Here is a 25,686-nt window from a genome sequence, read left to right as displayed (position 1 = left end):
GGCGCGATAGACAACTTCCTTATTTAGCAAAAAGTTGATTTTAACCTGATAGTGGCTGAATGCGGTGGCGGACATCCGCAACGTTAATGCTTAAAAATCAGCATATAACCCCATGATGTTAATGGGACGAATTATATTTACTCAAATATTCATTGTACGTGAGCATATATCGATAAAGGCACGCAGCTTGGGTTGATTTCTGCCCGCTTTGGAAAAGTAGAGAAAAAGACCATCATTGCCTGGAGAACTGTCAAGCAGCGCAGGCTCCAGCGTTCCCATTGCCAGTTCGCGCGAAGTATGAAACGTAGAAGAATAAATGAGTCCAACCCCTTTAACGGCAAGGCTACGCATAAGCTCGCCATCGTTGACAGTAATAGGGCCAGCCGGATCAATTCGTACTGTTTCATTGTTCTCAATAAACTCCCAACGGTAAATATCGCCTTTTTCCGGGCGACGAAACCGGATGCATTCATGATGAACAAGATCGCTGGTAACGTTGGGCTTTCCCTTTGCTTTGAAATAGGCGGGTGATCCAAAAACGGCCCATTGGAAAGGTTTGGAAAGCCTAATCGCAATCATATCCTGCTCAATGTATGAACCGATCAAAATACCGGCATCATAACCTTCAGAAATAAAATTGTTGTGACGATTACTGACGGTAATGTCCAGGTTTACATTTGGCCACGCCTGACGAAATGCGGGCAGTAGAGGCTCGATGACATGCGGTAAGGCCAGGCGTTCCACAATCAACCGCAATGTGCCGGCAGGCGCTCTGGACGACTGAATGGTATCTTCAAGGCTGGTTGCAATTGCACGCGCGGCAGGTTCAATCTTCAAAAGCAGGTTTTTTCCTGCTTCTGTCAATGCCATTTTGCGGGTTGTTCTATGAAAGAGCAGTACGCCGAGACGGTGTTCCAGTTTCTGTAGCGCCAGACTGATGGCCCCCGGTGTTTTGCCAAGATCAAGAGCCGCCTTCCGGATACTGAGCCTTTTCGAGATGGCTAGAAATTCCTGCAATCCATCAAAGTTATTGTCCTGGCTCATCTTGCATTCTCATCTGTTTTAGCTCGTCCGCATATTGACATTCTGCGGTAATAATCCTCATCAACACAAGATTATTAGCCTGTTTTTTTAAACAATCTGTCCCGTTTTAGCTGTCTACTTCTGGTTATTGAACTTGGATACAGTGAGGACAACTCCAACAACCTGAAGGAAATCATATGTCACTTGCAAAGTATTTCGTTCGTCTCATCGTCGCAATTACCGCATTCACGGCTTCTACCGTTGCGGAGGCAGCTCAGGACACTCAAAAGCAAGAAAAAATACTCATCGTCGTTTCCAGTCTGGATAAGAAAACCGAGAATCTCGTCGGCGGGTTTTGGTTTCCAGAACTGACTCATCCGGTTAAGGTGTTTGATAAAGCGGGCCTTGATTTTGATATCGCCAGTCCCAGAGGCGGTTTGGCGCCTTTCGATGGTTTTGATTTGAAAGATCAGGCCAGTCTGGATTTCTGGACCAATCCTCGTCACCGAAACAAGCTGGGTCAAACGATTAAACTATCGGATATCGACCCATCAAAATATTCTGCGATTCTGCTTGTCGGCGGTCATGGCCCGATGTGGGATTTTGTAAATAACGCCGAACTTAGTCGCATTGTGCGGGCTATGTATGAAAATAACGACATTATTAGTGCCGTTTGTCATGGCCCCGCAGGGCTCATAAACGTGAAACTCAGCAACGGTGAAAACTTAATTAAAGGCCGTCGTCTCACGGGGTTCACCGCTGAGGAAGAGGTTTCGCGTCAGTACGACAAGATCGTTCCATTTGAACTGGAAAGCGCTTTGGAAAAGGGCGGCGCCAGGTTTGAACAGGCCCCCATATTTGAGAACAAAGTCGTGGTGGATGGCCGCCTGATCACCGGACAAAATCCAGCTTCGGCAACGGCGCTGGGAGAAGTAGTGGTCAAAGCGTTACAAGCCAGGACACGGTAAAAAACGACCGCATAGCCGATAGTTCCACGCGGCTAAGAATCGGCTGCTGGTTCGGTGTCTCGGTCAAAACCCGGAAATATTTTTCGCTGCCAGTAAAAACGCCATCGGATAATGATTATCCGATGGCGTAGTTATTTGCAGCGAAAATATCGATTAGTGCTCAAACATCGCAGAAATGGATTCTTCGTTGCTGATACGGCGGATGGCTTCCGCCAGCATGCCTGACAAGGTCAGCGTGCGTACGTTAGGCAGCGATTTGATATTTTCTGACAGCGGAATGGTATCGCAGACAATCACTTCATCAATAACAGAGTTCTTGATGTTCTCGTAAGCGTTGCCAGAGAAAATCGGATGGGTGGCGTAAGCGAAGACGCGTTTGGCGCCACGCTCTTTCAGGGCTTCCGCCGCTTTGCACAAGGTGCCGCCGGTGTCGATCATGTCGTCGACCAGCACGCAGTCGCGGCCGGCTACGTCACCGATGATGTGCATCACCTGAGAGACGTTGGCGCGCGGGCGGCGCTTGTCGATGATCGCCATATCGGTGTCGTTCAGCAGTTTGGCGATAGCGCGGGCGCGAACCACGCCGCCGATATCCGGAGAAACGACGATCGGGTTGTCCAGATTCTGTTGCAACATGTCTTCCAACAGGATCGGGCTGCCGAACACGTTGTCCACCGGCACGTCGAAGAACCCCTGAATCTGCTCGGCGTGGAGATCCACCGTCAGGACACGGTCAACGCCGACGCTGGAGAGGAAGTCAGCCACAACTTTGGCGGTAATCGGCACACGGGCGGAACGCACACGGCGATCCTGACGGGCATAGCCGAAGTAGGGGATAACAGCGGTAATACGTCCTGCGGAAGCGCGGCGCAGGGCATCAACCATAACGACCAGCTCCATCAGATTGTCATTGGTGGGAGCACAGGTCGACTGGATGATGAAAATATCACCACCGCGTACATTTTCGTTGATTTGTACGCTGACTTCGCCGTCGCTAAAACGACCAACAGCAGCGTCGCCCAGACTGGTGTACAAACGGTTGGCAATACGTTGTGCTAGTTCCGGTGTGGCGTTACCAGCAAAAAGCTTCATATCAGGCACGAGAAGAACCTCAAGCTTGCGTCCAGAGAAATATCCGCCTGCGGAAGGCCGTGTGTCGTACCGCAAGCAGGATATACATACGGGTGTATGGAAAAGATCGCTAGAACATCACGGTCGGCGGTGGTGTTTTAGCAATCCTTAGATTGCCCGGAAAGCCGCCGTTGCAGCGGGGAAACGTTAACACCACGCGCAACAAAGCCATGCAATAATCCTTCCGGGGCCCGGTTTAGCACCTGACGAGCGGCGGACTCGGTGTCGAATTCGGCAAACACGCAAGCGCCGGTGCCGGTCAGGCGCGACGGTGCGTATTCTAACAGCCATAAAAGTCGCTCTTCAACCTCACGAAAACGTTTTCTTGCGACGGCTTCACAATCGTTGCTGAAAGTTTGTGTCAGTAATTGTGACAGCGGGCGTACCGGCGTATCTCGCGTCAAATCCGGATCGGCAAAGATGAGCGGGGTCGGAATGCTGACGCCGGGATGAACCACCAGATACCATTTTTCCGGCGGCGACACGGGGGTCAGCTGTTCTCCCACGCCTTCGGCGAACGCGGCGTGCCCATGCACGAACACCGGCACATCCGCTCCCAGCTTCAGGCCCAGTGCGGCCAGCGTGTCGACCGGTATCTGGCAGCGCCACAACTGGTTCAGCGCCACTAATACGGTAGCGGCGTTTGACGAACCGCCGCCCAGACCGCCGCCCATCGGCAGACGTTTGTCGACGGCGATGTCGGCGCCGGCAAACGGTAACCCCGCCTGTTGACAATAGGTCTGCAACTGGCGAGCGGCGCGAACCACCAGATTTTGTTCATCGGGGACGCCGGGCAACGGCGTCGACAACACAATGTGCTGATCCTGACGCGGGGTGATGGTCAGGGTGTCGCCGTAATCCAGAAACTGAAACAGCGTCTGCAGATTATGGTATCCGTCCGGGCGGCGGCCGGTGATGTACAAAAACAGATTCAGCTTGGCCGGGGAAGGCCAGCGATTGCATGCGGTCGCCATGATTTATTGCGTCGTCCAGTTGTCCATTTTCAGTTTGATGCGCTGCTCGCCCTGCGTCAGTTCCAGGCTTTGCGGCAACGGCAGCGGACTATCGGTATAGGACTGATAGGACACGCTCCAGTGCTGGTCGCCCTGCTGATAGTTTACGCTGCGCAGCAGGGCGCGCTCATCCAGTGCGAAATCCTGCGCGTCGCCCGGCAGGCCGAGCATCCACTGGCGCAAATTATCGAGCGGAATAGCCATGCCGGTTAGCTGCTGAACCATGTATTGCGCGTCTTTACCCACATAGCGCTTGCCCTGACCGTCGGTAATTTGAACGCTGTTCGCGCCGGCCTGCAGTTCCAGTTCGGTACTGCCCAGCGGGCTGGTCAGCAGCAGACGGTAACGCTGCGGCGAAAATTGCTGCCAGAAGAAACGGGCATACAGCTTTTTCCTATCGGAAATATAGGCGAATGAGCCGCGGGTCTGATAGTTGGTCAGATTTTGCACTTTTTGCTCATGCTCGCGCCACTCGGGAGAGGTCGGTTTTTTACCCGGCAAGGTGGGCTGCGTCAGGGTACAGGCAGTCAGTAACACACTCGCCAAAGGCAGTAACCGTAAGGCGCGAACGGGATTATTGGGCATGTCGAAAAGGTCCTGTTACAAGCATCATGGGTTCACAACAAGGCGTCACGCTAGCGGGGTTGGCTGGCAGCGTCAATGCCTGTGATGCTGCCCGGCGCGCTGGCGACAACGTGAACGCGGTTGCCCTGGGTCACTTTTCTTGCCCGCAGGCTTCAAGTAGAATGCCCCTCAGATGAAACCCATACTAACACCGGGATTACTCTGTAAACCATGACCCTGCTTGCGCTTGGCATCAATCATAAAACAGCACCAGTCTCTCTGCGGGAGCGCGTAGCGTTCTCTCCGGACAGACAGGGGCAGGCGCTGCACAGTCTGTTACAGCAACCGTTAGTTCAGGGCGGCGTGTTGCTTTCCACCTGCAACCGTACCGAACTCTATCTCAGCGTGGACGAGCAGGAAAACCGGCACGAGCAACTGATTGCCTGGCTGTGTGATTATCACCGGCTCAATCCTGAGGAAATCCGCAAAAATCTCTACTGGCATGAAGGCAACGCTGCTGTCAGTCATCTGATGCGCGTCGCCAGCGGGCTGGATTCGCTGGTGCTGGGTGAACCCCAGATTCTGGGGCAGGTCAAGAAAGCGTTTGCCGATTCTCAGCGCGAACGTTCGCTGTCCGGCGATCTGGAGCGCATGTTCCAGAAATCGTTTACCGTCGCCAAACGGGTGCGTACCGAAACCGATATCGGCGCCAGCGCGGTGTCGGTAGCGTTTGCCGCCTGTACGCTGGCGCGGCAGATCTTCGAATCTTTGGCCGACGTCAATGTGCTGCTGGTGGGCGCAGGCGAAACCATCGAGCTGGTGTCCCGCCATCTGCGCGAACACCGCGTGAAGCGGATGGTGATTGCCAACCGGACGCGCGAGCGCGCTCAGGCGCTGGCGGAAGAAGTGGGCGCCGACGTGATTACGCTGGCGGAACTGGATGCGTATTTGCCGCAGGCGGACATTGTCATCAGTTCCACCGCCAGTACGCTGCCCATCATCGGCAAAGGGATGATGGAGCGTACGATGAAAACCCGCCGTAATCAGCCGATGCTGATGGTGGATATCGCCGTTCCGCGCGACATCGAACCTGAAGTAGGGCGGCTGCCGAACATTTATCTGTATAGCGTCGACGACCTGCAGGCCATCATTCAGCACAATCTGGCGCAGCGCAAAGCGGCGGCCATTCAGGCTGAGTCCATCGTGCAGCAGGAGTGCTCGGAGTTCATGGCCTGGCTGCGCGCGCAGGCGGCGGTGGACACCATCCGCGATTATCGCTCTCAGGCGGATCGCCTGCGCGAGGACATGACCGCCAAAGCGCTGGCGGCGATACAGAATGGCGGCGATGTAGATGCCATCGTACAGGAACTGGCGCACCGGCTGACCAACCGCCTGATTCATGCTCCCACCCGGTCATTGCAACAGGCCGCCCGCGACGGCGATCTGGAGCGTTTGCAGATTTTGCGTGACAGCCTCGGTCTGAACTAGCATTCTTCTTCCCCCATAATGATTCAACACAGGATTGAACCGCCCGCATGAAGTCTTCTATTGTTGCCAAACTGGAAGCGTTACAAGAGCGCCATGAAGAAGTGCAGGCGTTGCTGGGAGAACCCAGCGTGATTGCCGATATGGACCGTTTCCGGGCGTTGTCCCGCGAGTACGCGCAACTTACCGACATTACCCGTTGCTTTCAGCGCTGGCAGCAGACGCAGGACGATCTTGCCACGGCCGAACTGATGCTGGATGACCCCGAAATGCGCGATTTGGCGCAAGACGAACTGAAAGCGGCCAAAGCGGCCAGCGAAGAACTGGAACAGCAACTGCAGGTGTTGCTGCTGCCGAAGGATCCGGATGATGAACGCGGTTGTTTCCTCGAAATCCGCGCCGGCACCGGTGGCGATGAAGCCGCGCTGTTTGCCGGCGATCTGTTCCGTATGTACAGCCGTTATGCCGAATCCCGTCGCTGGAAGATTGAAATCATGAGCGCAAACGACGGCGAACACGGCGGCTATAAAGAGATGATTGCCAAGGTGGTGGGCGACGGCGCCTACGGCCAGTTGAAATTCGAGTCCGGCGGTCACCGGGTGCAACGCGTGCCGGCCACCGAGTCGCAGGGGCGTATCCATACCTCCGCCTGTACCGTCGCGGTCATGCCGGAAGTGCCGGAAGCGGAACTGCCGGATATCAACCCTTCCGATCTAAAAATCGATACCTTCCGCTCCTCCGGCGCGGGTGGGCAGCACGTCAACACTACCGATTCCGCTATCCGTATCACCCATTTGCCGACCGGCATTGTGGTGGAGTGTCAGGATGAGCGTTCACAGCACAAGAACAAAGCCAAAGCGTTGTCGGTGCTGGCGGCCCGCATTCGCGCCGCGGAAATGAAAAAACGTCAGCAGGAAGAAGCCTCAACCCGGCGTAACTTGTTGGGCAGCGGCGACCGTTCCGATCGTATCCGCACCTATAACTTTCCGCAGGGAAGGGTGACCGATCACCGCATCAACCTGACGCTCTACCGGCTGGACGAAGCGATGGAAGGCAAACTGGATATGTTGATTCAGCCTATCGTGCAGGAATATCAGGCGGATCAACTGGCGGCGCTGGCCGAGCAGGATCAATGAATTATCAGCACTGGCTGAAACAGGCGGCGGCCCGGCTGCAGGGCAGTGACAGCCCGAAACGAGACGCCGAGATCCTACTGGAACATGTGACCGGTAAACGCCGTACGTTTCTGCTGGCTTTTGGTGAAACCGCTTTAACCGACGAAGAGATCCCGGTGCTTGAAGCCTTGCTGGCGCGTCGCGCCACCGGCGAGCCGATTGCCTATCTGGTCGGGCAGCGGGAGTTTTGGTCGCTGCCGCTGGCCGTATCGCCCGCGACGCTGATCCCGCGGCCGGATACCGAGTGTCTGGTCGAGCAGGCGCTGGCGCATTTACCCACCGGCGCCTCATCGGTGCTGGATTTGGGCACCGGCACCGGGGCGATTGCGCTGGCGATTGCGCATGAGCGACCGGATTGTCAGGTGGTGGGGATTGATCGCCAGCCCGACGCGGTAGCGTTGGCCAGTCATAATGCCAGCCAGTTGGGGATCGCCAACGCCCGGTTTTTGCCGGGAGACTGGTTTTCGCCGCTGGATGGACAACGTTTCGCTCTGATTGTCAGCAATCCACCGTACATCGACGAGCATGACCCGCACTTGTCGCGCGGCGATGTGCGCTTCGAGCCTGCCAGCGCGCTGGTGGCGGGAGAGGCGGGGCTGGCCGATTTACGGCAGATTATCCGGCAGGCGGGGGCATTTTTGCTGGATAACGGCTGGTTGCTGCTGGAACATGGCTGGCAGCAGGGCGATGCGGTACGGGCATTACTGACGCAGTACGGTTTTGTGCAGGTGAAAACCTGCCGCGATTATGGCGATAATGAGCGGGTGACGCTGGGGCAATGGCCCGCTGGGGCGACCTGCGTGTGTTGAGTGCGACCTCAGCCTGTGTCATCGGGGCTTGAGCAGGATCACATTGGTAATGATTAGCCATGATTATCGCTTGTCGTTCCGGACAGACCTGCTGACGAGCGCCAGGTTTGGCATTATTATCTGATCCGCTGGCTTCCGCACCCGCAAGGCATGCATGGGCCGATAGAGAAGTTTGCTTTTTCAGACGTGCAGCTGACGTTATCTTTGCTTGATGGAATAACTATGAGTTCTATTGCTGATTTTGAATTTAACCAGTCACCCTTAAGTGAAGGCGTGATTCTGGTTTCCCAGTCAATACGCCGTGATTTTTCCGCGCAGGAAGTGAGACAAAATCTGCAGCAACTCGTTGAAGAAGCGCGGGCGGCCATCTCCGCCGATCTGGATCAGGATCAACAGCTGGAGCAGCTCATTGAGCTCTTCTTCCATACCTGGGGCTTTGGCGGCGCCAGCGGCGTTTACCATTTGTCCGACGTCCTGTGGCTGGACAACGTGCTGGCGACCCGACAGGGGATGCCGGTGTCGTTGGGAATCATCTTCCTGCATATTGCCAATCAGCTGGGGCTGCCGCTGATGCCGGTAATTTTCCCTACCCAACTGATTCTACGCGCCGACTGGCTCGACGATGAAATGTGGCTGATTAATCCGCTGAACGGCGACACGCTGAGCGAACACGTGCTGGAAGTGTGGCTAAAAGGCAACATTGGTCTTTCCGCCAGGCTGATGGATAGCGATCTGGATGAGGCGGAAAACGTGATGATTGTCCGCAAGCTGCTGGATACGCTCAAGGTCGCGTTGATGGAAGAGAAACAGATGGAGCTGGCGTTGCGCGCCAGTGAAGCCGTGTTGCAGTTCGATCCGGAAGATCCGTATGAAATCCGTGACCGCGGCCTGATTTACGCACAGCTGGAGTGCGACCATATCGCCTTGTCAGACCTGAGCTATTTCGTGGAACAATGCCCGGAAGATCCGGTTAGCGAAATGATCAAGGTGCAGATCCACTCCATCGAGCAGAAGCAGATTGTGCTGCACTAGTTCGGGAAAGCGCCTGAACCCCGATCATCTGATTTATCCGACAATAAGGTAAGTTTATGAACAATAAAGTGGTTAACATCGGAGATATCCCGGTTGCCAACTCTCTGCCGTTTGTACTGTTTGGTGGCATGAATGTGCTCGAATCCCGCGATCTGGCGATGCGGATTTGCGAACACTATGTCGCGGTAACGCAGAAACTGGGCATCCCCTATGTCTTCAAGGCGTCTTTTGATAAGGCGAACCGCTCCTCCATCCACTCTTACCGTGGTCCGGGTCTGGAAGAAGGGATGAAGATTTTCCAGGAACTGAAGCAAACTTTTGGCGTGAAAATCATTACCGACGTGCATGAACCGCAGCAGGCACAACCGGTATCCGAGGTGGTGGATGTGATTCAGTTGCCGGCGTTCCTCGCTCGCCAGACCGATCTGGTGGAAGCGATGGCGAAAACCGGCGCGGTCATCAACATCAAAAAACCGCAGTTCATCAGCCCGGGGCAGGTAGGCAATATCGTGGATAAATTCCGCGAGGGCGGCAACGAGCAGGTAATTCTGTGCGATCGCGGCAGCAACTTTGGTTACGATAACCTGGTGGTGGATATGCTGGGCTTTAATGTTATGAAGCAGGTTTCCCACGGCGCGCCGGTGATTTTCGATGTGACCCACGCGCTGCAATGTCGCGATCCGTTCGGCGCCGCGTCTGGCGGACGCCGTGCCCAGGTGGCTGAACTGGCGCGTGCCGGTATGGCGGTCGGGATTGCGGGGCTGTTTATTGAAGCCCATCCGGAGCCGAATAGCGCCATGTGTGACGGTCCTTCCGCTTTGCCGCTGGATAAATTGGAACCGTTCCTGCAGCAGATGAAAGCGATCGATGATCTGGTCAAAAGCTTCCCGGAACTGGATACCAGCAACTGAGCCGTCTGCAAGATACAAAAAAACCGCCAACTGGCGGTTTTTTTATGCATCGCGTAATAGCTATGTGCACAAATGGTTATTTGTACAAATCGGCGCCGATGGTGTAGTGGTCGCCTTTTTCCTGCCACTCTTTGGTGATGTGGTAGAACTTGGCGCCTTTTTTCGCTGCCTGTTTGGCAACCTCTTCGGAGATATCGGTCGGGCTATTGAAACTACCGCGCAGAGTAATGGAATCAAACGGCGCCATCTGTGCTGCAGTCGCGTTGTTCAGTTCCTGAATTTTTGTGCCATCGGGCATGGTGACGGTATAACGTGAGCCACCTGATGACGACTGGGTCTGGAAGAAATTGCCGACCTTGTTACTCAGGCTGGAAGACGTCGCCACGCCGGGGATTTCCACTTTGGAAGCCGCTACGCCGCCAGCGGCAATCGCGGCTTTACCGGCTTCAGAGTCTGCCGGAATGGCATCCGGGCTTTGCACCTGACGTTTCGGCGCATCTTTCTTGTAGACGAAAGCGGTGATGGACTGGGTTGCGCCGCTGGAGTTGATATCGACCTGACGCACGATATAGAAGGAATAAGCGTTTTTCTGTTTGGCTGCTTTGCCGATGGATTCATTGACTTCCGGCTGGTTGCCGAAATAGCCGGTGACCGTGACGGTGTCATAGGGTTCCAGACGTACCGCTTCATCTTTCGGCAGTTCTTTCACGCCGCTGAATTCACGGTAACTCGTGTCTTTGGTCGCTTCCGGCGCGTCCTTGTGGTACAGATCCACAGTGACAGCCCAACGTCCGCCGTTCACTTCCGAGGTGCTTTGAATATAAAAAGCCGCCGCGCCGCGCTCATCCGCCTTTTTAGAGGCATCGGCCGCCGCTTCGTAAATGGCATCGTAACGACCTAGAAAGGTAATACGCTCAAAGGGTTTTAGTGATTCTGCTTTCTCTGGCGTAAGTTCCTGCGCAGCCTGCGCCGAAAACGCTACTATTGATAAAAGAGTGGATGCAACAACGCTAGTTTTCAGCTTCATAAAAAATCCTTTCGCCTGACGCATACGGTAAATACGTACCAAGCCATCTTCTGTGGTAGCCGCTGATTATGGCACGGAACCTGACGTTATGCCTCTGCATTTTAAGCCAAATCCCGCAAAACCACCGAGTGATAATGGAAGAAGAGAAAAATGGAAATAATCACTATTAATAACCGAATTCCTTTTATAAACGATATTTATCGGAATTAATGCGCTTAACAAAGCGTTAACAGGGTCTTTTTGTGAGATGGCTCGAAACATTGACGTGGTAATAATGGTAGAAAAATCTGTTTTAGCTGTGATTTTTGACCACAAATAAGCATCGTAACCTGCCAAAATTCTGCTTTTAGAACCAAATGGTTTTAGCGGTGGATCATTAATTCCATTTTAAGTAGGTTATAAAGGGACTTATCGCTATCGCCGAGGGTGCTGGCAACGGCGACAAGTTAGTTTTTAGGTGATTGACACAACCATATAAAACCTTCGTGACAACGAAAAGGGATTCACAATGCGTATTGGTGTACCAAAAGAGAGGTTGGCCAATGAAGCCCGTGTCGCAGCCACGCCAAAAACGGTGGAGCAACTGCTGAAACTGGGCTTTGAGGTCGCCATTGAGCGTGGGGCTGGAAAACTCGCCAGTTTTGAGGATGAGGCTTACGAGCAAGCCGGCGCGACGATTCTGGATACAGCGGCTGTCTGGCAGAGCGATATCCTGCTCAAGGTTAATGCCCCGCTGGATGAGGAAGTGGAATTGACCCGTGCCGGCAGCACGATTATCAGCTTCATCTGGCCGGCACAGAACCCGGCATTGCTGGAAACGCTGGCGGCGCGCCAGGTGACGGTGCTGGCGATGGATTCCGTGCCCCGTATTTCGCGCGCCCAGTCCATGGATGCGCTGAGTTCGATGGCGAATATTGCCGGCTATCGCGCTATTGTTGAAGCCGCGCATGAGTTCGGCCGTTTCTTCACCGGTCAGATCACGGCCGCAGGTAAAGTGCCGCCGGCTAAGGTGCTGATTATCGGCGCCGGTGTGGCTGGCCTGGCTGCAATTGGCGCGGCAGGCAGCCTGGGCGCCATTGTGCGTGCGTTCGATACCCGCCCCGAAGTGAAAGAGCAGGTTAAAAGTATGGGCGCCGAGTTCCTGGAACTGGAATTCGAAGAAGAAGCCGGCAGCGGCGACGGCTACGCCAAGGTGATGTCCGAAGCCTTTATCAAAGCTGAAATGGCGTTGTTCGCGGCGCAGGCGCAAGAGGTGGATATTATTGTCACCACCGCGCTGATCCCAGGCAAACCGGCCCCACGCCTGATCACCAAAGAAATGGTGCAGGGTATGAAGCCCGGCAGCGTGATTGTCGACCTGGCGGCCCAGACCGGCGGCAACTGCGAACTGACCGTCGCGGATCGGGTCACGGTAACGGAAAATGGTGTGAAAATCATCGGTTATACCGATTTGCCGAGCCGTTTGTCGACGCAATCTTCACAGCTGTACGGCACCAATCTGGTGAATCTGCTGAAGCTTCTGTGCAAAGAGAAAAACGGCGAGATCGATATCGATTTCGACGACAACGTCATCCGTGGCGTGACGGTCATCAAGTCTGGCGAAATCACCTGGCCGGCACCGCCGATTCAGGTTTCCGCTCAGCCGCAGCAGGCCAAACCGGCCGCCGCCGCCGTCGCGCAGCAGGACGCTAAGCCCGCGTCGCCCTGGAAAAAATTCATTTTCATCGCAATCGCTATTGTGCTGTTTGGCTGGCTGGCGAATGTGGCGCCGAAAGAGTTCCTGTCGCACTTCACCGTATTTGCGCTGTCCTGCGTGGTGGGGTACTACGTGGTCTGGAACGTCAGCCACGCGCTGCATACGCCGTTGATGTCGGTCACCAATGCCATTTCCGGCATCATTGTGGTGGGCGCGTTGTTGCAGATCGGGCATGGTGGATGGGTGTCCTTTTTCTCCTTCATCGCCGTGCTGATCGCCAGCATCAATATTTTCGGCGGGTTTACCGTCACTCAGCGCATGCTGAAAATGTTCCGCAAGAATTAAGGGGTAACGGATGTCTGGAGGACTAGTGACGGCAGCGTATATCGTTGCTGCAATTTTGTTTATTTTCAGCCTGGCTGGCTTATCCAAACACGAGACGTCCCGTCAGGGGAACATTTTCGGCATCAGCGGGATGACCATTGCGCTGCTGGCGACCATTCTGGGGCCGAACGCCGGCAACGTGGGATGGATTATCGCGGCGATGGTGATTGGTGGCGCTATCGGCGTGCATCTGGCCCGCAAGGTGGAAATGACCGAAATGCCGGAACTGGTGGCGATTCTGCACAGTTTTGTCGGTTTTGCGGCGGTGCTGGTCGGTTTTAACAGCTTTATCGGCGAAGGCGATATTGCTGACCCGATCATGGAAAATATCCACCTGACCGAAGTGTTTCTGGGGATTTTCATCGGTGCGGTGACCTTTACCGGCTCGATCGTCGCGTTTGGCAAACTGCGCGGTCTGATCTCATCCAAACCGCTGATGCTGCCTAATCGTCATAAGCTGAATCTGCTGGCGCTGGTATTGTCATTCCTACTGTTGCTGGTGTTTGTTAAAACCGGAAGCGTAGCCATGCAGGTGTTTGCGCTGTTGCTGATGACGCTGATTGCGCTGGCGTTTGGCTGGCATCTGGTGGCGTCTATCGGCGGCGCGGACATGCCGGTGGTGGTTTCCATGCTGAACTCCTATTCCGGTTGGGCCGCGGCGGCGGCGGGCTTCATGCTGAGCAACGATCTGCTGATCGTTACCGGCGCGCTGGTGGGTTCTTCCGGCGCCATCCTGTCCTACATCATGTGCAAGGCGATGAACCGATCGTTCATTAGCGTGATTGCCGGCGGTTTCGGTACCGACGGTTCTTCTACTGGCAGTGATGAAGCGGTTGGCGAGCATCGTGAAACCACGGCGGAAGAGGTGGCGGAACTGCTGAAAAACTCCACTTCGGTGATCATTACGCCGGGATACGGCATGGCGGTGGCGCAGGCGCAGTATCCGGTGCATGACATTACCGCCAAACTGCGGGCACGCGGCGTTAATGTGCGCTTCGGTATTCACCCGGTCGCCGGGCGTTTGCCGGGACATATGAACGTTCTGCTGGCGGAAGCCAAGGTGCCTTACGACATCGTGCTGGAAATGGATGAAATCAATGATGATTTCGCCGAGACCGACACCGTGCTGGTGATTGGCGCCAACGACACCGTCAATCCGGCGGCGCAGGAAGATCCGCATAGCCCGATTGCCGGTATGCCGGTGCTGGAAGTGTGGAAGGCGCAAAACGTGATTGTGTTCAAGCGTTCGATGAATACCGGCTATGCCGGTGTGCAGAACCCGCTGTTCTTTAAAGAAAATACCCAGATGCTGTTTGGCGATGCCAAGGAAAGCGTCGAGGCGATTCTGAAAGCGCTGTAAGCCCGATCCCGCCAGAAGGCGGTCGGTTGCAGGAACACAACGGGGGCCGTCTGGCCCCCGTTGTCATTTGGTGGTATACGCGACGGACGTCAGGCGTTTTCATCTGGATTGTCGGCTTCTCCCTGCTGGGTTACCGGCGAGACGAAATCGTCCGGTTTGATAGCCAGCAGGTCGCACTTCAGGTGGTCAATGACATGTTCCACCGTGTTGCCGATAAACGCAGCGGACAAACCGGTGCGCCCCAGCGAGCCCAGTACCACCACGCCAGCCTGCAAATGCTCTGCCAGATCGGGAATGACCTCTTCCGGCAGTCCCTTCTCCACATGGGTTACACGTTCGTCCAGGTTGAATTTCTGTCGCAGCGATTTCATCGCCAGCAGGTGCTGACCACGAATGGCGCCGTTGTAAACACCGGGGTCGAAATCCGGCAATTCGATGGCGATATTGATGGGCGTGACCGGGTAGGCGCCCACCAGATGAACTTCGGTCTGATTGACCTGACGAGCCAGATCCAACGCTTCCGACACCAGTTTGATATTGAGCGGATCGTGATACGGGTCTTCGCTGGCCAGATTGACCGCCACCAGCGCACGGCCGTCTTCCGGCCACGGCTGATCTTTCACCATCCACACCGGGCAGGGGCATTTACGCAACAGCTGCCAGTCGGTTGGGGTGAAAATCACCGCTTCCAGCCGGTCGTGCTGATGAGCCATTTTGAGCAATAAGTCGTGTTTCCCGGCAATCACCTCCTGAATAATGGCTTCATAAGGTTTGTTATGCCAGACCACCTTGATATCAATAGCGATTCCCGCATCAAGATAGTATTTACACTGTTCCGCAATCCATTCGGTTCGTTGGGCGATAACCCCTTGTCTCATCTCGGTTCTTTCATCCGGAGAGAGCAGGGTGGTCATTTCGTAGGAAAAGTCGTAGATAGGCAAAAACGCCTTGATACGGCCACCAAGTCGCTGGACCAGATAAACGGCCCGTCGCAACGCGGGCTGGTCATCCTGATTGGGGTCAATAGCTACCAGTAAGTTCTGATACTTCGCCATAGCTCCTCCTGTTGGCTGTCACTCTGCAGCCTGCCCGTTAAGAGTAACGCAAGGAAATCGCTTTGAACAACTGGTGATGAAGACCGGATCGACAATTCAGAGCAATCATTGATCCGGTCAGGGGAAGGCGGTGTTACGCTTTGCTACGTGAAGTACCGGCCAGCTCGGCCAGCGTCTCGATATTTTCGATAGTGATGTATTTGCCTTTTACCGCCAGCATGCCGCTTTTCTGGAAACGGCCGAGCAGGCGACTGATGGTTTCCACCGTCAGGCCAAGATAGTTGCCGATATCGCCACGGGTCATGGTCAGGCGAAATTCGCGGGGCGAGAAGCCGCGCTGAGCGAAACGGCGGGACAGGTTGTAGATGAACGCCGCCAGACGCTCTTCGGCGTTTTTCTTTGACAACAGCAGGATCATGTCCTGATCGCCACGGATTTCGCCGCTCATCAGCCGCATCATCTGCTGACGCAGATTGGGCATCTTACCGGACAGATCGTCCAGCGTTTCAAACGGGATCTCGCACACCATGGAGGTTTCCAGCGCCTGAGCGAAGCTGGGATGCTGGGCGTTGCCGATGGCGTCAAACCCGACCAGATCGCCCGCCAGATGGAAACCGGTGATCTGTTCATCACCCTGCTCGGTGATGGTGTAGCTTTTGATGGTGCCTGAGCGGATGGCGTACAGCGATTTCAGTTCATCACCGGCCTTGAACAACGCTTGCCCTTTCTGGATGGGTTTCTTCCTTTCGATGATGTTGTCGAGCTGGTCAAGTTCATGCTCGTTCAGCGTGAAAGGAATACACAGTTGGCTGATGCTGCAGTCCTGACAATGGATTGCACAACCGCCAGACTGAATGCGTCGGATTATTCGCTTTTCAGGAATCATAGACTTTACTCAGGCGATAATTGATATCGGTCAATTTTAACAGCTTTTATTGGGTCTGATAAGATCCGCTATCTCTGGAACTGACCAATAAATAGTGAGCTTATTAATATTTTTACCATCACATTCGGATTTTTTACCCTGGCGACACGCCATCCACGGTAAGTTAATGGTCGGTATTGAATAAATTTTGCTGCGGCAAATACCCTTCGTGAGTTAATAACCATTGTTTGCGATGAATGCCGCCGGCATAACCGGTGAGCGCGCCTTGCGCACCGATAACCCGATGGCAGGGAACCACGATGCTGATCGGGTTGGCGCCATTAGCCAGACCGACGGCGCGGGCGGCGCCCGGTTGGCCGAGTCTGGCGGCCAGCTCGCCGTAAGTGGTTGTACTACCGCAGGATATAGTGCGAAGCGCCTGCCATACCTGGCGCTGAAAATCCGTCCCGGCGGCGGCTACCGGCAGCGTTTCTATGCTATGCAGGTCGCCGGCGAAATAGGCGCGCAGAGTATCGGTTAATCCACCAGGATTATTACAGGCTTTTAACACGAACGGATCGTGGCGATAACGCTTATTCAGAGATTGATATAATTTTTCTTCATATTCACGCCATTCCACTGCCCTAAGGTGATAATTTTCATCGGCAATCAATAATAATTCCCCGATGGGCGTAGATAGCGTGTCAAATAAAAATGTCTGCATGGATATCGTGTTGTGAAACGTCGGTCAATTAAGATGACGCTATAACCTGATTTAAGCGTGGTCAGCATTGTCGCTTTAATAGCGCCGTCTGTCACATAAAAACTGCATGATTTTTTCAGGAAAACGCGGCGGCGGCGGGGGGGAAAAGGCTGCCGCCTCCGGCTGTCGGCTGGTTTAGGAAGAGGCGAGTTTTTGCAGAGTAGTCAACTGGTTGACGGCATCCTGCATGGCATCCATGCCCCTGGCGAGATCCTTCAGATTGCTCAGGTTGGCGGTCATATTGGCCCGGTCCCTGTCTGTTTCAGCGCTCATGTCGGCGATTTGATTCGCCGCCGAGATGCTTTTATCCGCCATCTGTGCTGTCGTCGTTACCGTCTGTTGTGCAATGGCGCGGATATGCGCGATGGTTTCGACGGCTTCGTTGATGCTGTGAGTGGTGGCGTCCACCTGCTCTTTGGATGAGCTGGCCAGTTTGCGCACTTCGTCGGCGACCACGGCGAATCCCCGGCCCGCCTCGCCGGCGCGCGCGGCTTCCACCGCCGCATTCAGCGCCAGCAGATTGGTTTTATCCGCAATGGCGTTAATGCCGCTGGTGATATGACTGATGCCTTTTGAAATACGCTCCAGATCGTTGAGGCCGGTTTCAAGCCGGGACTGTGCTTCCTGTGTCTTCGAAGCGGAGTCGCTAATCGCGCGAATACTGGTTTGGGCCACATCCAGCGTCTCGCTTTGCCGTAACGTCGCCTGCTCCAGTTGCGGCATGGCCGTTAACAATGGCGCCAGCGCCTGCTCGTAATCGACTACTTGCTTGACCACGGTAGACTGAATGTCGTGCAGGGCTTCCCAGCGTCGCAACGCGCGCTGGGCGTAGTGGCCGGCGTACGCGGCGTATTCGACCGGGAAATGCGTCATCGCTTTAACGTCACGACTGAAAAATGCCAGCGCCGATAGCGTCTGGTTAATCGGCACGCCCAGAATTTCACCAAAACTGGAAAAACCCGCCGCGGGGATCTGATCAAAAAAATGGGCCTGTTCCAGATTGGTGTTGCCGGCCCGGCGTAATACGCAGTCGTTGAGCAGGACAAGATCCGGCTTGCCGTATTGCGACATGAACTGTTGCCAGTCCCGCTCTGTCGTGGCGATAAAATCCGTTGACTGCATAAGATACAGACGGTCGCCAAACTCCAGATCGCAGAAAAACGCAATGCGGTCTTCTTTAATCGATGCGACAGAGCGGACGAAGTATTCGTCATTAACTTTAACCGCAAAGGTTTTTCCTGTCAGATGCTGGCCGACCTGGTCGGGCGGACAACGTAAACATGAGGCGATCGCCTCAATGATTGGCTGCTCATGACCGTTGGCGTCAAAGACGGATTTAACCGTGCGGGCGACGGGGTCGGCCTCCGCCACCAGCCAGCTTTGTTTCGTCGGGGTAAAGTTCTGGCTCTTGAACGGCGCAAAGGACTTACCGGGCGCCATCTGGCAGAACACGATCACCGCTTTTCCCTGCAACACCGCGTTATCCGCACCGATGTAGGTTCCGCTGAAATCCAGCCGCCCGCCCGCCGCGCCGCCAATAGTCAGGCAGGGGAAACGGCGACAGGCATACCAGGCTTGCATCAGAAACCCTTCCGACGCGGCCAGGCCATCGCAATAAATCAGCGCAAACGTGTTATCCGAGGAGAGCGGCATACTGACGTCCAGGCGCTCCAGTTCCCGCCTGATGGCATCGTTCCTGACGCGGGCATTGGGTTTGTCATGCATGTGCAGATCCACCAGATGCACCTCATGTTTGGCGATCAGCGACTGGGGCATCCACAGCCAACTGCCATACGGACCATCCATGTCACAGTAAGTGGAGTGATGTCGCTGACTGCATAATGCGCCGGTGGACGAGAGGGTGATGACGGTGCGATGAGGGGCGGAAAAACGTTGCCAGGCGCGATTAACCTCCGAGAAATTGGCTTCAGGCGGCACAAATACCAGCAGTAACCCCGGTTTTGACGGTAACCCGAGGGTCGACAGCGAAGTGGGCAAAGCATCACAGCGATAGGCCCCGCGTGCAGGGCGGTTCCTTTTTAAACCCGGAATTGTGATATGGCTCAGGAAAGATGACATGATATTCCCACTCCCTATATTTAAATTAATTTAATGGGAAACCCAAATCATCCTACGAAATGCCGTCAGGTCAGTGGGTGATCCCGATCACCCACTACCACCAGAACAAGCAAGAAACTCATTTCCGTGTACGGGATCACATCGACCAGTAGTGGCTTGTTATCGGCCGATATATCGGCGGCAGAACATTCATAACTTATCGGAACAGTTTATATATTCTAATGATTTTCGTGTTCTCCACGCTTCAGTGCAAACATCAGGCGTCAGGAAATGGTGTGGAAGTCAGCGATGCAGCCGTCTGTCTTCGGCCGCATCAACTGACAAAATGTTAGTGGATAACGCCGCAGGCGATACGCATACCGCCGCCGCCCAGCTCTTTCGGCGTATCCGCGTAGTTATCGCCGCCGGTGTGAATCATCAGCGCGTGTTCTTTCACCTCCGACAGCGACTTCAACCGCGGCGCCAGTAATTCATAACTGGCGGTGCCGTCGGCATTAACCACCAGCCCTGGCAGGTCGCCAATATGTCCTTTGTCGTTGTAAGGGCCAAGGTGTCGACCGGTTTTTTGTGGATCCAGATGGCCGCCGGCCGCCAATGCCGGCACCTTGTTGCCGTTCTGCTCGCCCGGCGCACAGCTGGCGTTGGCATGCACGTGGAAGCCGTGGATGCCAGGCGGCAATCCTTTCAGATTGGGGCTGAACAGCAGACCGTATTCTGTTTCGGTGATGGTGATATCGCCAAGCGTGTTGCCGTCTCCGGTTGGCAACGCTTCTTTTAGCGTTACCGTGGTGCTGGCGGCGCCGGCTATCGCGCTGACGAACAGGCTGGACAGAATCAATGCTTTCAGTTTCATGATGTTCCCTTCTTTGCCATTGTCATGGGTTTTCAGCGTGTTGGTTCACTGCGCCGCGCAACCGGCGGCCATGCAGAGGACTGAGTGGTGTCGGGTCACCCAACAAAACTATAGTTGCCGTGGTACGGCGCGCCAGTCTTTATGGTGACGTTGTCACTTTTTGCTTCGCGATTTGCCCGCAGCGGCGCGGCAAAAGGCGTGTATAGACGGCTCTGGGTTTCGGTTTCGTCGCTGACGTGCATGTCGGGTTGAACAGGGTAAGAAAGGGGAAGCGTCGGGAAAAAGCCGAACGGCGGATTACCGATCGTCGCGCCGAATCGGCGATAGCGTTTCGGAACAACCGAATTGCGGTAAAAATTGACGCTATCACACTGATAAAAAAACAATTCGATATATAGTGTTATCAGGGGATGGTTCATATCAAAAAATCAGGCGTATAAGGAGAGAAGAAAATGAGTAAGGGCGTGATAACGAAAGGACTGTGCGGTTTGTTACTGGCTATGCCGCTCTATGGTTTTGCCGACAACAGCAATCCGGATCTGATCGCCGGCTATACCTCGCAACAACTGGCCGATGCACTACCGACGGTTGTCGATGGTTTGAAACGGCAGAGGGTGGAGGTGGATGCGAAAGAGCATTCGGTACAGGCGGAATATGTGGATACCGCAACCAAGCGTAAGGCGCTGGTCACCATTTATACGCCGCCGTTGGCAAACGGGCAGGCGGTGGCTGGCGACAGTGAACTGGATGCCGTGGTCGCCAGTTCCGAAAAAGAGATGCTGCGCCAACGCATCCGGCCGGAAAAAAAGGATCTGGTTGCTGATGGCTCACCCAAATTCCGTTGCCTGTTGACCATTCTGAATGACCAGGTGGTGCATTCGCTGTGCTCTGCCGTGGTTAAAGGCCGTATCGTTGAAATCCAGCCGGTGACGCTGGTGGACAACAAATTGTTTGAGCCGGCGCAGCAGCGTCAGGCCAGCGTGGCGCTGGCGATTGGGAAAAATCTACTGGCGGCAAAATAACCACATTTTTGCCCGACTGCTCAGCCCTTGCCTTCCGGCAGGGGCTTGTTTTGTTGAGAATCACGGTGCTGATGATGACAACCAATCATTTTTGATTGAAATAAAGCATTGTTTTGCACGAAATGTGATTTCTGTCACCCAATTTTGCTAAAAAAACACCATTTTATTCCGATAAGTAAAAATATCTGTCGCCTTTATCACGGCGCCTTCCACCCAGTCGGAGAAGCAAGGATGAGTGTGTTTGGGAATTATGTGCGAAATCTAAAGATCTCTCACAAGATGTATGGCGGATTTGGCCTTGTGCTGCTGCTGGTTATTTTGGCGTCGGCCTTCAGCTCGGTCCGTTTTTTCATGATTCAGGATTTGTATGTCAAAAGTTCGATCATGAATGAAATGGGAAACTTTATTGATCTTACCCGAATTGCTCGTATTAAATTCACGTATACGCTCAATAATGACAACCTCAACAACCTGAATAAATACCTTGAACAGGCTCGTCAGCTAAATGAAAAAGCCAACGCGCTGCGTTGGGATGCGACTTATCAGAGCGATTTTAGCAATGTGGCGCAGGACTTTACGGAATACGCCAAAAATATCGATCGTGTCAAAAACAGTGTTGACGGCATGAACGATGTCACCAAAGAGATCGCCGCGCTTGACCAGAAAGAAGCCCTGAGCGATGCGCTTTACACCAGTTTAAGCGATACCACTCTGTTGCGTCAGTACCATCAAACCACCGTGCTCTACGCACAGCTGGTGGATAAAGTGCATCTGTTGCAAAAGGAAGGCAGCGAAGCGGCGTTTAAATCGATGCAGGGGGGGTATGATCAGGCGAAAAAATCCTTCGACACCCTGAATGGATTGCTCCCTGCGGAGGCTAAAAATAGCGTCGGCGAACTCGGTAACCGAATTGAACGCTATAACCAGAGTGGAGTGAAATACAACGACAAGGTTAATCAGTTGAGAACGACTGATTCCGCGCTCAGGGCGACCGGCGATAAACTGATTAGCGATATCGATGGCATTCTCAAAAAAATCGGCGTTCGTAACAACGATATTATCAATAACTCGGTGTTCCAGACGGTCATTTCCGGCATCGCCGCTGTAGTGCTGGGGCTATTCATTGCCTGGTCGGTTACCCGCCAGATTACCCGACCGGTGATCGCCAACCTGAAACTGGCGGAGAAGATCGCCGGCGGCGATCTGTCGGCCAGTGTGGTGGTGGAACGTCATGATGAGCTGGGGCAACTGACGCTGGCGATGATGTCGATGACTGAAAAATTGCGTCAGCTGATCGCCGATATCCGGCACAGCGTCTACAGCGTGGCGAAAGCCTCTTCGGATATCGCCGCCGGCAACAATGACCTGTCGTCGCGTACTGAACAGCAGTCGTCGGCGATCGTTGAAACCGCCGCCAGCATGGAGCAGTTGACCGCCACGGTGAAAAACAACGCCGACAATGCCCGGCATGCCAGCCAGATTTCCGAGCAGGCTTCCGGTAACGCCAATCGGGGCGGCGAGATCATCCACAAGGTGATCCAGACCATGGATGATATTTCCGGTAGTTCGAAAAAGATTTCCGATATTACCACCGTCATCAACAGCATTGCGTTCCAGACCAATATCCTGGCGCTGAACGCCGCGGTGGAAGCGGCGCGCGCAGGGGAACAGGGGCGCGGTTTTGCGGTGGTGGCCGGCGAGGTACGTAATCTGGCGCAGCGCAGTTCCCAGGCGGCCAAAGAGATTGAAGGGCTGATTTCAGAATCGGTGACCCGGGTGAATACCGGGACGGTGCTGGTGTCGGACGCAGGGAGCGCGATGGATGACATTATGGCATCCGTCAAACGGGTACATGACATCATGGGCGAAATCGCTTCGGCGTCGGATGAACAGAGCCGCGGCATCGCGCAAATAGGCGCGGCGGTATCGGAAATGGATACCACCATTCAGCAGAACGCCTCAATGGTGCATGAATCGTCTGCGGCGTCGAATTCGTTGGAAGATGAGGCGGCGAAGTTGTCGCGGCTGGTGTCGGTATTCCGCCTGTCGCCACAGGATGAGCCGGCGCTCGCCGCTCGCCCGCGCATGGCGGACAGCAGAGCGCAGATAGCGGATCGCAGCGCTCGTCCCGCCGCGTTGCCCGCCGGTCGTTCAGACAGTTCGTCAGCGGATAACTGGACGACTTTCTGAGCCGACGTATTCGGTATGACAGAGAAAAACGGCAGGCCCTGGTGGCCTGCCGTTGTGTTTTGGGATGGGCTGAACAATACGTCAGTTAAACCAGCGCAGCAGACGATCCAGAATCAGCGCCGGCAGCGTGAAATCCGGGTCGGCGAACGTGACGCCCTGCGCGCCAAGATGCGAAAACAACGGCAATGTCAGCGCCGGCAGCACGCACAGCAGCAGACCATTCAGGCTGCTGGCGATCACCGCGCCGCGCACGCCGCCGGTGGCGTTGCCGAAAATGGCGGCGGCGCCGCCGGTGATAAAACTGGCCATGATGCCGGGCACGATAATCGGCAGCCCAATCAGCGGGAACAGCAGAATGCACACCAGCTCCACCGAGAAACTGATCAGAAAGCCGATCAGTGTGGCGTTGGGCGCTTTGGTAAACAGCACCATCACATCGACCGCCGGAATGGCGCCGGGAGCGAACACATTGGCGAAGCCCTTGAACGCCGGCACGATTTCAGCCGTGAACAGGTTCACGCCGGCCTTGGCCAGATAAAGACCGCAGGCGAAGGTGGCGGACTGTTCCAGAATGAAAATCACCACGTTTTTATCCGCAGCGCCCGCGCCGTACACCATCACCATCGCGTCCCTGATTTGCGGCCGGGTGGCGAACAGGCAGGAAAGCAGCAACAGCACCAGCATGGTCAACAGCGTGGCCACATTCGGTTCGCGGAGAAAGTCGAAGCGTTGACTGAGCGTCAGATGTTCGGTGTCGCTGTTTTTGTTGCCGAACCATTTTCCCATATACGACCCCAACACATAGGACGAGATGGCGGCATGGGAAATGGCGTATTCGTTGGAGCCGATGATGGTGCGGCTGAATCGGCTGAGAATATAGGGCGACGCGGCCATGTAAACGCCGATCAACAGCGAGGACACCACAATGATGGTGGTATTGCTGTAATTGAGCTGAATCAGTACCGCGGTAAAGGCAAAGGCCATGAACAGCACCAGATGTAGCGACAGGTAGATGTATTTCAACCGGGTAAATCGGGCCAACAGAATATTCAGCACCATGGCGAACAACAGGATCAGCGCGGCGGTCGCGCCAATTTTGTCAATGGTCGCCGCCATGATGGCCTCATTGCTGGGCACCACGCCGACAATATCGAAGGCGTGAGAAAACAGCGAACTGAAGGCGGTCAGCACTTTCATCAGAATGCTGCCGCCAATTTTTATCATGGTAAAACCGATAAAAGACAGAAAGGTGCCGGTAATCAGGCGGGAAAGCGGGGCGCGCTGAAACAGCAACCCGAGAAACGCCACGATGGCGATAATCACCGCCGGGGTTTTGACCAGACTAAGCAAAATATCCATATTTCTTCATCCATAAAGTTAACGGTTATTCTGTAAAGCGTGAAAACGGGCCGTATTCACGCGGAACGGGTGATTTTTGCATTTTTCAAAACGGCGTTCCACTTCAATTTGATGATGTCTGATTTTGCCCGGCGCAGGCGTATAGCGGTGGTATGAATGCGGTACGGCTGGGGAAAAGAGACGGCGAACCGGGCGGCCCGCCGCAGGGTGACTTAACGCAGATTCTGCGGGAAATTGTCCGGCAGGTCGCTGGCCGGGCAATTGATAACGTTGTTATCGTCTTCGCCGCAGTCGCGCACAAAGGTAATGGTGGCGAATTCGTCAATCACTTCAGTCGGGTAGGCCGGTCCTGCCGCACGATAAGACTCCATCAGCGGAATGTGATCGTTCTGGAAGCAGACGGTTTTTTCCGGGTTATTGATGACCCAACGGGGGAAGAAAATGGTGCCGTGGAAAATCCGATCGCCCAGATTGATGATCAGGCTCACGTCGGTGCCGGTCGGTTCCGTCCAGGACACTTTGTAAACGTCGCGGGCGACGCGGGCGATAAACACCAGTTGGTCCTTCACCCAGCGATTGCCCACGATGCCGCTGTGAATGCGGTAATCCAGCGTGTGATCGTTTTTCACGTAGATCTCGTAATTCCAGCCGTTGTCGTAGGTGTAGACCAGATGTTTTCCCACAAAACCGCTGAGATCCTGTTTGTCGAAGCTACTCATACTGTTTTCCTTCTGTTGACTTAGAGCCTGTCCCAATAGGCTATTTTACTTGCCATTTTGGCCCTGGGCAGTGCTCGAACTCCTCACGTACTCCGTGTACGCTCCGGGTTCTCCGCGGCTTCCCGTGTCCAAACTGGCTACGCCAATTGCGCCTATTGGGATAGGCTGTTAACGGAAGTATAAAAGCAGATTAAATTGATGAA

Annotated in this window: 23 protein-coding genes; 10 read left to right on the top strand and 13 right to left on the bottom strand. The window is 54.6% G+C overall.

Translation table 11 applies throughout. The features are described 5' to 3' along the window. Window positions 1–141 precede the first annotated feature (141 nt). Window positions 142–1,044, bottom strand: coding sequence for a LysR family transcriptional regulator (locus tag DXXMK7_RS10895; protein WP_038919115.1), 903 nt, complete (start codon window positions 1,042–1,044; stop codon window positions 142–144). Window positions 1,045–1,220: 176 nt separating this feature from the next. Between DXXMK7_RS10895 and DXXMK7_RS10890 the strand changes: the two genes are divergently transcribed. Continuing rightward, complete coding sequence (locus DXXMK7_RS10890; RefSeq protein ID WP_038919113.1) at window positions 1,221–1,991, top strand: type 1 glutamine amidotransferase domain-containing protein; 771 nt, start codon at window positions 1,221–1,223, stop codon at window positions 1,989–1,991. 153 nt (window positions 1,992–2,144) lie between these two features. On the opposite strand, the gene prs is transcribed toward DXXMK7_RS10890, so the two are convergent. From prs to lolB, 3 genes are all read right to left on the bottom strand, one after another. Next, window positions 2,145–3,092 carry a ribose-phosphate diphosphokinase gene (gene prs, locus DXXMK7_RS10885; protein ID WP_012769780.1) on the bottom strand — a complete coding sequence of 316 codons (948 nt, stop codon included), beginning with the start codon at window positions 3,090–3,092 and terminating at the stop codon, window positions 2,145–2,147. 128 nt (window positions 3,093–3,220) lie between these two features. Beyond that, window positions 3,221–4,096 carry a 4-(cytidine 5'-diphospho)-2-C-methyl-D-erythritol kinase gene (gene ispE / locus DXXMK7_RS10880; RefSeq protein WP_038919112.1) on the bottom strand — a complete coding sequence of 292 codons (876 nt, stop codon included), beginning with the start codon at window positions 4,094–4,096 and terminating at the stop codon, window positions 3,221–3,223. Window positions 4,097–4,099: 3 nt separating this feature from the next. Then, window positions 4,100–4,720, bottom strand: coding sequence for a lipoprotein insertase outer membrane protein LolB (lolB, locus tag DXXMK7_RS10875; RefSeq protein ID WP_038658525.1), 621 nt, complete (start codon window positions 4,718–4,720; stop codon window positions 4,100–4,102). A 210-nt stretch (window positions 4,721–4,930) separates the two neighbouring features. Between lolB and hemA the strand changes: the two genes are divergently transcribed. The 5 genes from hemA to kdsA all read left to right on the top strand — a co-directional run bounded on the left by hemA (window position 4,931) and on the right by kdsA (window position 10,111). Further along, on the top strand, window positions 4,931–6,187 hold the full coding sequence (gene hemA, locus DXXMK7_RS10870) for a glutamyl-tRNA reductase (protein WP_038919111.1): 1,257 nt from the start codon (window positions 4,931–4,933) through the stop codon (window positions 6,185–6,187). Between the two features lie 47 nt (window positions 6,188–6,234). Further along, the gene (prfA, locus tag DXXMK7_RS10865; protein ID WP_038919110.1) at window positions 6,235–7,320 is read left to right on the top strand and encodes a peptide chain release factor 1; all 1,086 of its coding nucleotides are present in this window, start codon (window positions 6,235–6,237) and stop codon (window positions 7,318–7,320) included. Beyond that, window positions 7,317–8,168: a peptide chain release factor N(5)-glutamine methyltransferase gene (prmC, locus tag DXXMK7_RS10860; protein WP_038919109.1), complete on the top strand. Its 852-nt coding sequence runs from the start codon at window positions 7,317–7,319 to the stop codon at window positions 8,166–8,168. Before prfA ends, prmC begins: the two co-directional genes overlap by 4 nt. A 222-nt stretch (window positions 8,169–8,390) precedes the next feature. Then, window positions 8,391–9,200 (top strand): invasion regulator SirB1, encoded by an 810-nt coding sequence (gene sirB1 / locus DXXMK7_RS10855; protein ID WP_038919108.1) that lies wholly within the window; start codon window positions 8,391–8,393, stop codon window positions 9,198–9,200. A gap of 56 nt (window positions 9,201–9,256) precedes the next feature. Further along, window positions 9,257–10,111 carry a 3-deoxy-8-phosphooctulonate synthase gene (gene kdsA, locus DXXMK7_RS10850; protein WP_038919107.1) on the top strand — a complete coding sequence of 285 codons (855 nt, stop codon included), beginning with the start codon at window positions 9,257–9,259 and terminating at the stop codon, window positions 10,109–10,111. A gap of 76 nt (window positions 10,112–10,187) precedes the next feature. Here the strand turns inward: kdsA and ydgH are convergent, their stop codons facing one another. Further along, on the bottom strand, window positions 10,188–11,138 hold the full coding sequence (gene ydgH, locus DXXMK7_RS10845; protein WP_038920972.1) for a DUF1471 family protein YdgH: 951 nt from the start codon (window positions 11,136–11,138) through the stop codon (window positions 10,188–10,190). Between the two features lie 508 nt (window positions 11,139–11,646). Between ydgH and pntA the strand changes: the two genes are divergently transcribed. Both pntA and pntB read left to right on the top strand, forming a co-directional pair. Further along, complete coding sequence (gene pntA / locus DXXMK7_RS10840) at window positions 11,647–13,179, top strand: Re/Si-specific NAD(P)(+) transhydrogenase subunit alpha (protein ID WP_038919105.1); 1,533 nt, start codon at window positions 11,647–11,649, stop codon at window positions 13,177–13,179. Window positions 13,180–13,189: 10 nt separating this feature from the next. Next, the gene (gene pntB, locus DXXMK7_RS10835) at window positions 13,190–14,578 is read left to right on the top strand and encodes a Re/Si-specific NAD(P)(+) transhydrogenase subunit beta (RefSeq protein ID WP_038919104.1); all 1,389 of its coding nucleotides are present in this window, start codon (window positions 13,190–13,192) and stop codon (window positions 14,576–14,578) included. An 89-nt stretch (window positions 14,579–14,667) separates the two neighbouring features. Here pntB and uspE read toward each other — a convergent pair whose 3' ends face one another. From uspE to DXXMK7_RS10805, 6 genes are all read right to left on the bottom strand, one after another. Further along, window positions 14,668–15,633 carry a universal stress protein UspE gene (uspE, locus tag DXXMK7_RS10830; RefSeq protein WP_038919103.1) on the bottom strand — a complete coding sequence of 322 codons (966 nt, stop codon included), beginning with the start codon at window positions 15,631–15,633 and terminating at the stop codon, window positions 14,668–14,670. Between the two features lie 133 nt (window positions 15,634–15,766). After that, on the bottom strand, window positions 15,767–16,519 hold the full coding sequence (gene fnr, locus DXXMK7_RS10825) for a fumarate/nitrate reduction transcriptional regulator Fnr (protein ID WP_022633602.1): 753 nt from the start codon (window positions 16,517–16,519) through the stop codon (window positions 15,767–15,769). 163 nt (window positions 16,520–16,682) lie between these two features. Next, window positions 16,683–17,222 carry a methylated-DNA--[protein]-cysteine S-methyltransferase gene (gene ogt, locus DXXMK7_RS10820; protein ID WP_038919102.1) on the bottom strand — a complete coding sequence of 180 codons (540 nt, stop codon included), beginning with the start codon at window positions 17,220–17,222 and terminating at the stop codon, window positions 16,683–16,685. A gap of 174 nt (window positions 17,223–17,396) precedes the next feature. Further along, the gene (locus DXXMK7_RS10815) at window positions 17,397–19,340 is read right to left on the bottom strand and encodes a methyl-accepting chemotaxis protein (RefSeq protein ID WP_038919101.1); all 1,944 of its coding nucleotides are present in this window, start codon (window positions 19,338–19,340) and stop codon (window positions 17,397–17,399) included. 328 nt (window positions 19,341–19,668) lie between these two features. Then, the gene (gene sodC / locus DXXMK7_RS10810) at window positions 19,669–20,193 is read right to left on the bottom strand and encodes a superoxide dismutase family protein (RefSeq protein ID WP_038919100.1); all 525 of its coding nucleotides are present in this window, start codon (window positions 20,191–20,193) and stop codon (window positions 19,669–19,671) included. A gap of 95 nt (window positions 20,194–20,288) precedes the next feature. Beyond that, window positions 20,289–20,612: a hypothetical protein gene (locus tag DXXMK7_RS10805; protein ID WP_038919098.1), complete on the bottom strand. Its 324-nt coding sequence runs from the start codon at window positions 20,610–20,612 to the stop codon at window positions 20,289–20,291. A 33-nt stretch (window positions 20,613–20,645) separates the two neighbouring features. On the opposite strand from DXXMK7_RS10805, the gene DXXMK7_RS10800 reads away from it, so the two are divergent. Both DXXMK7_RS10800 and DXXMK7_RS10795 read left to right on the top strand, forming a co-directional pair. Beyond that, window positions 20,646–21,215: a hypothetical protein gene (locus tag DXXMK7_RS10800; RefSeq protein ID WP_038919097.1), complete on the top strand. Its 570-nt coding sequence runs from the start codon at window positions 20,646–20,648 to the stop codon at window positions 21,213–21,215. A gap of 231 nt (window positions 21,216–21,446) precedes the next feature. Further along, the gene (locus DXXMK7_RS10795) at window positions 21,447–23,405 is read left to right on the top strand and encodes a methyl-accepting chemotaxis protein (RefSeq protein ID WP_038919096.1); all 1,959 of its coding nucleotides are present in this window, start codon (window positions 21,447–21,449) and stop codon (window positions 23,403–23,405) included. 81 nt (window positions 23,406–23,486) lie between these two features. On the opposite strand, the gene DXXMK7_RS10790 is transcribed toward DXXMK7_RS10795, so the two are convergent. Continuing rightward, the gene (locus DXXMK7_RS10790; protein ID WP_038919095.1) at window positions 23,487–24,764 is read right to left on the bottom strand and encodes a PTS ascorbate transporter subunit IIC; all 1,278 of its coding nucleotides are present in this window, start codon (window positions 24,762–24,764) and stop codon (window positions 23,487–23,489) included. Between the two features lie 212 nt (window positions 24,765–24,976). After that, entirely contained in the window at window positions 24,977–25,483 is a 507-nt protein-coding gene (locus DXXMK7_RS10785; RefSeq protein ID WP_038919094.1) for a phenolic acid decarboxylase, read from the bottom strand. Window positions 25,484–25,686: the final 203 nt, after the last annotated feature.

Origin of the sequence: Dickeya sp. MK7, assembly GCF_000406305.1 — a bacterium.
Classification (GTDB): domain Bacteria; phylum Pseudomonadota; class Gammaproteobacteria; order Enterobacterales; family Enterobacteriaceae; genus Dickeya; species Dickeya fangzhongdai.
The sequence above is the reverse complement of the archived record's forward strand: the minus strand, read 5'-3'. Positions and strand labels throughout refer to the sequence as shown.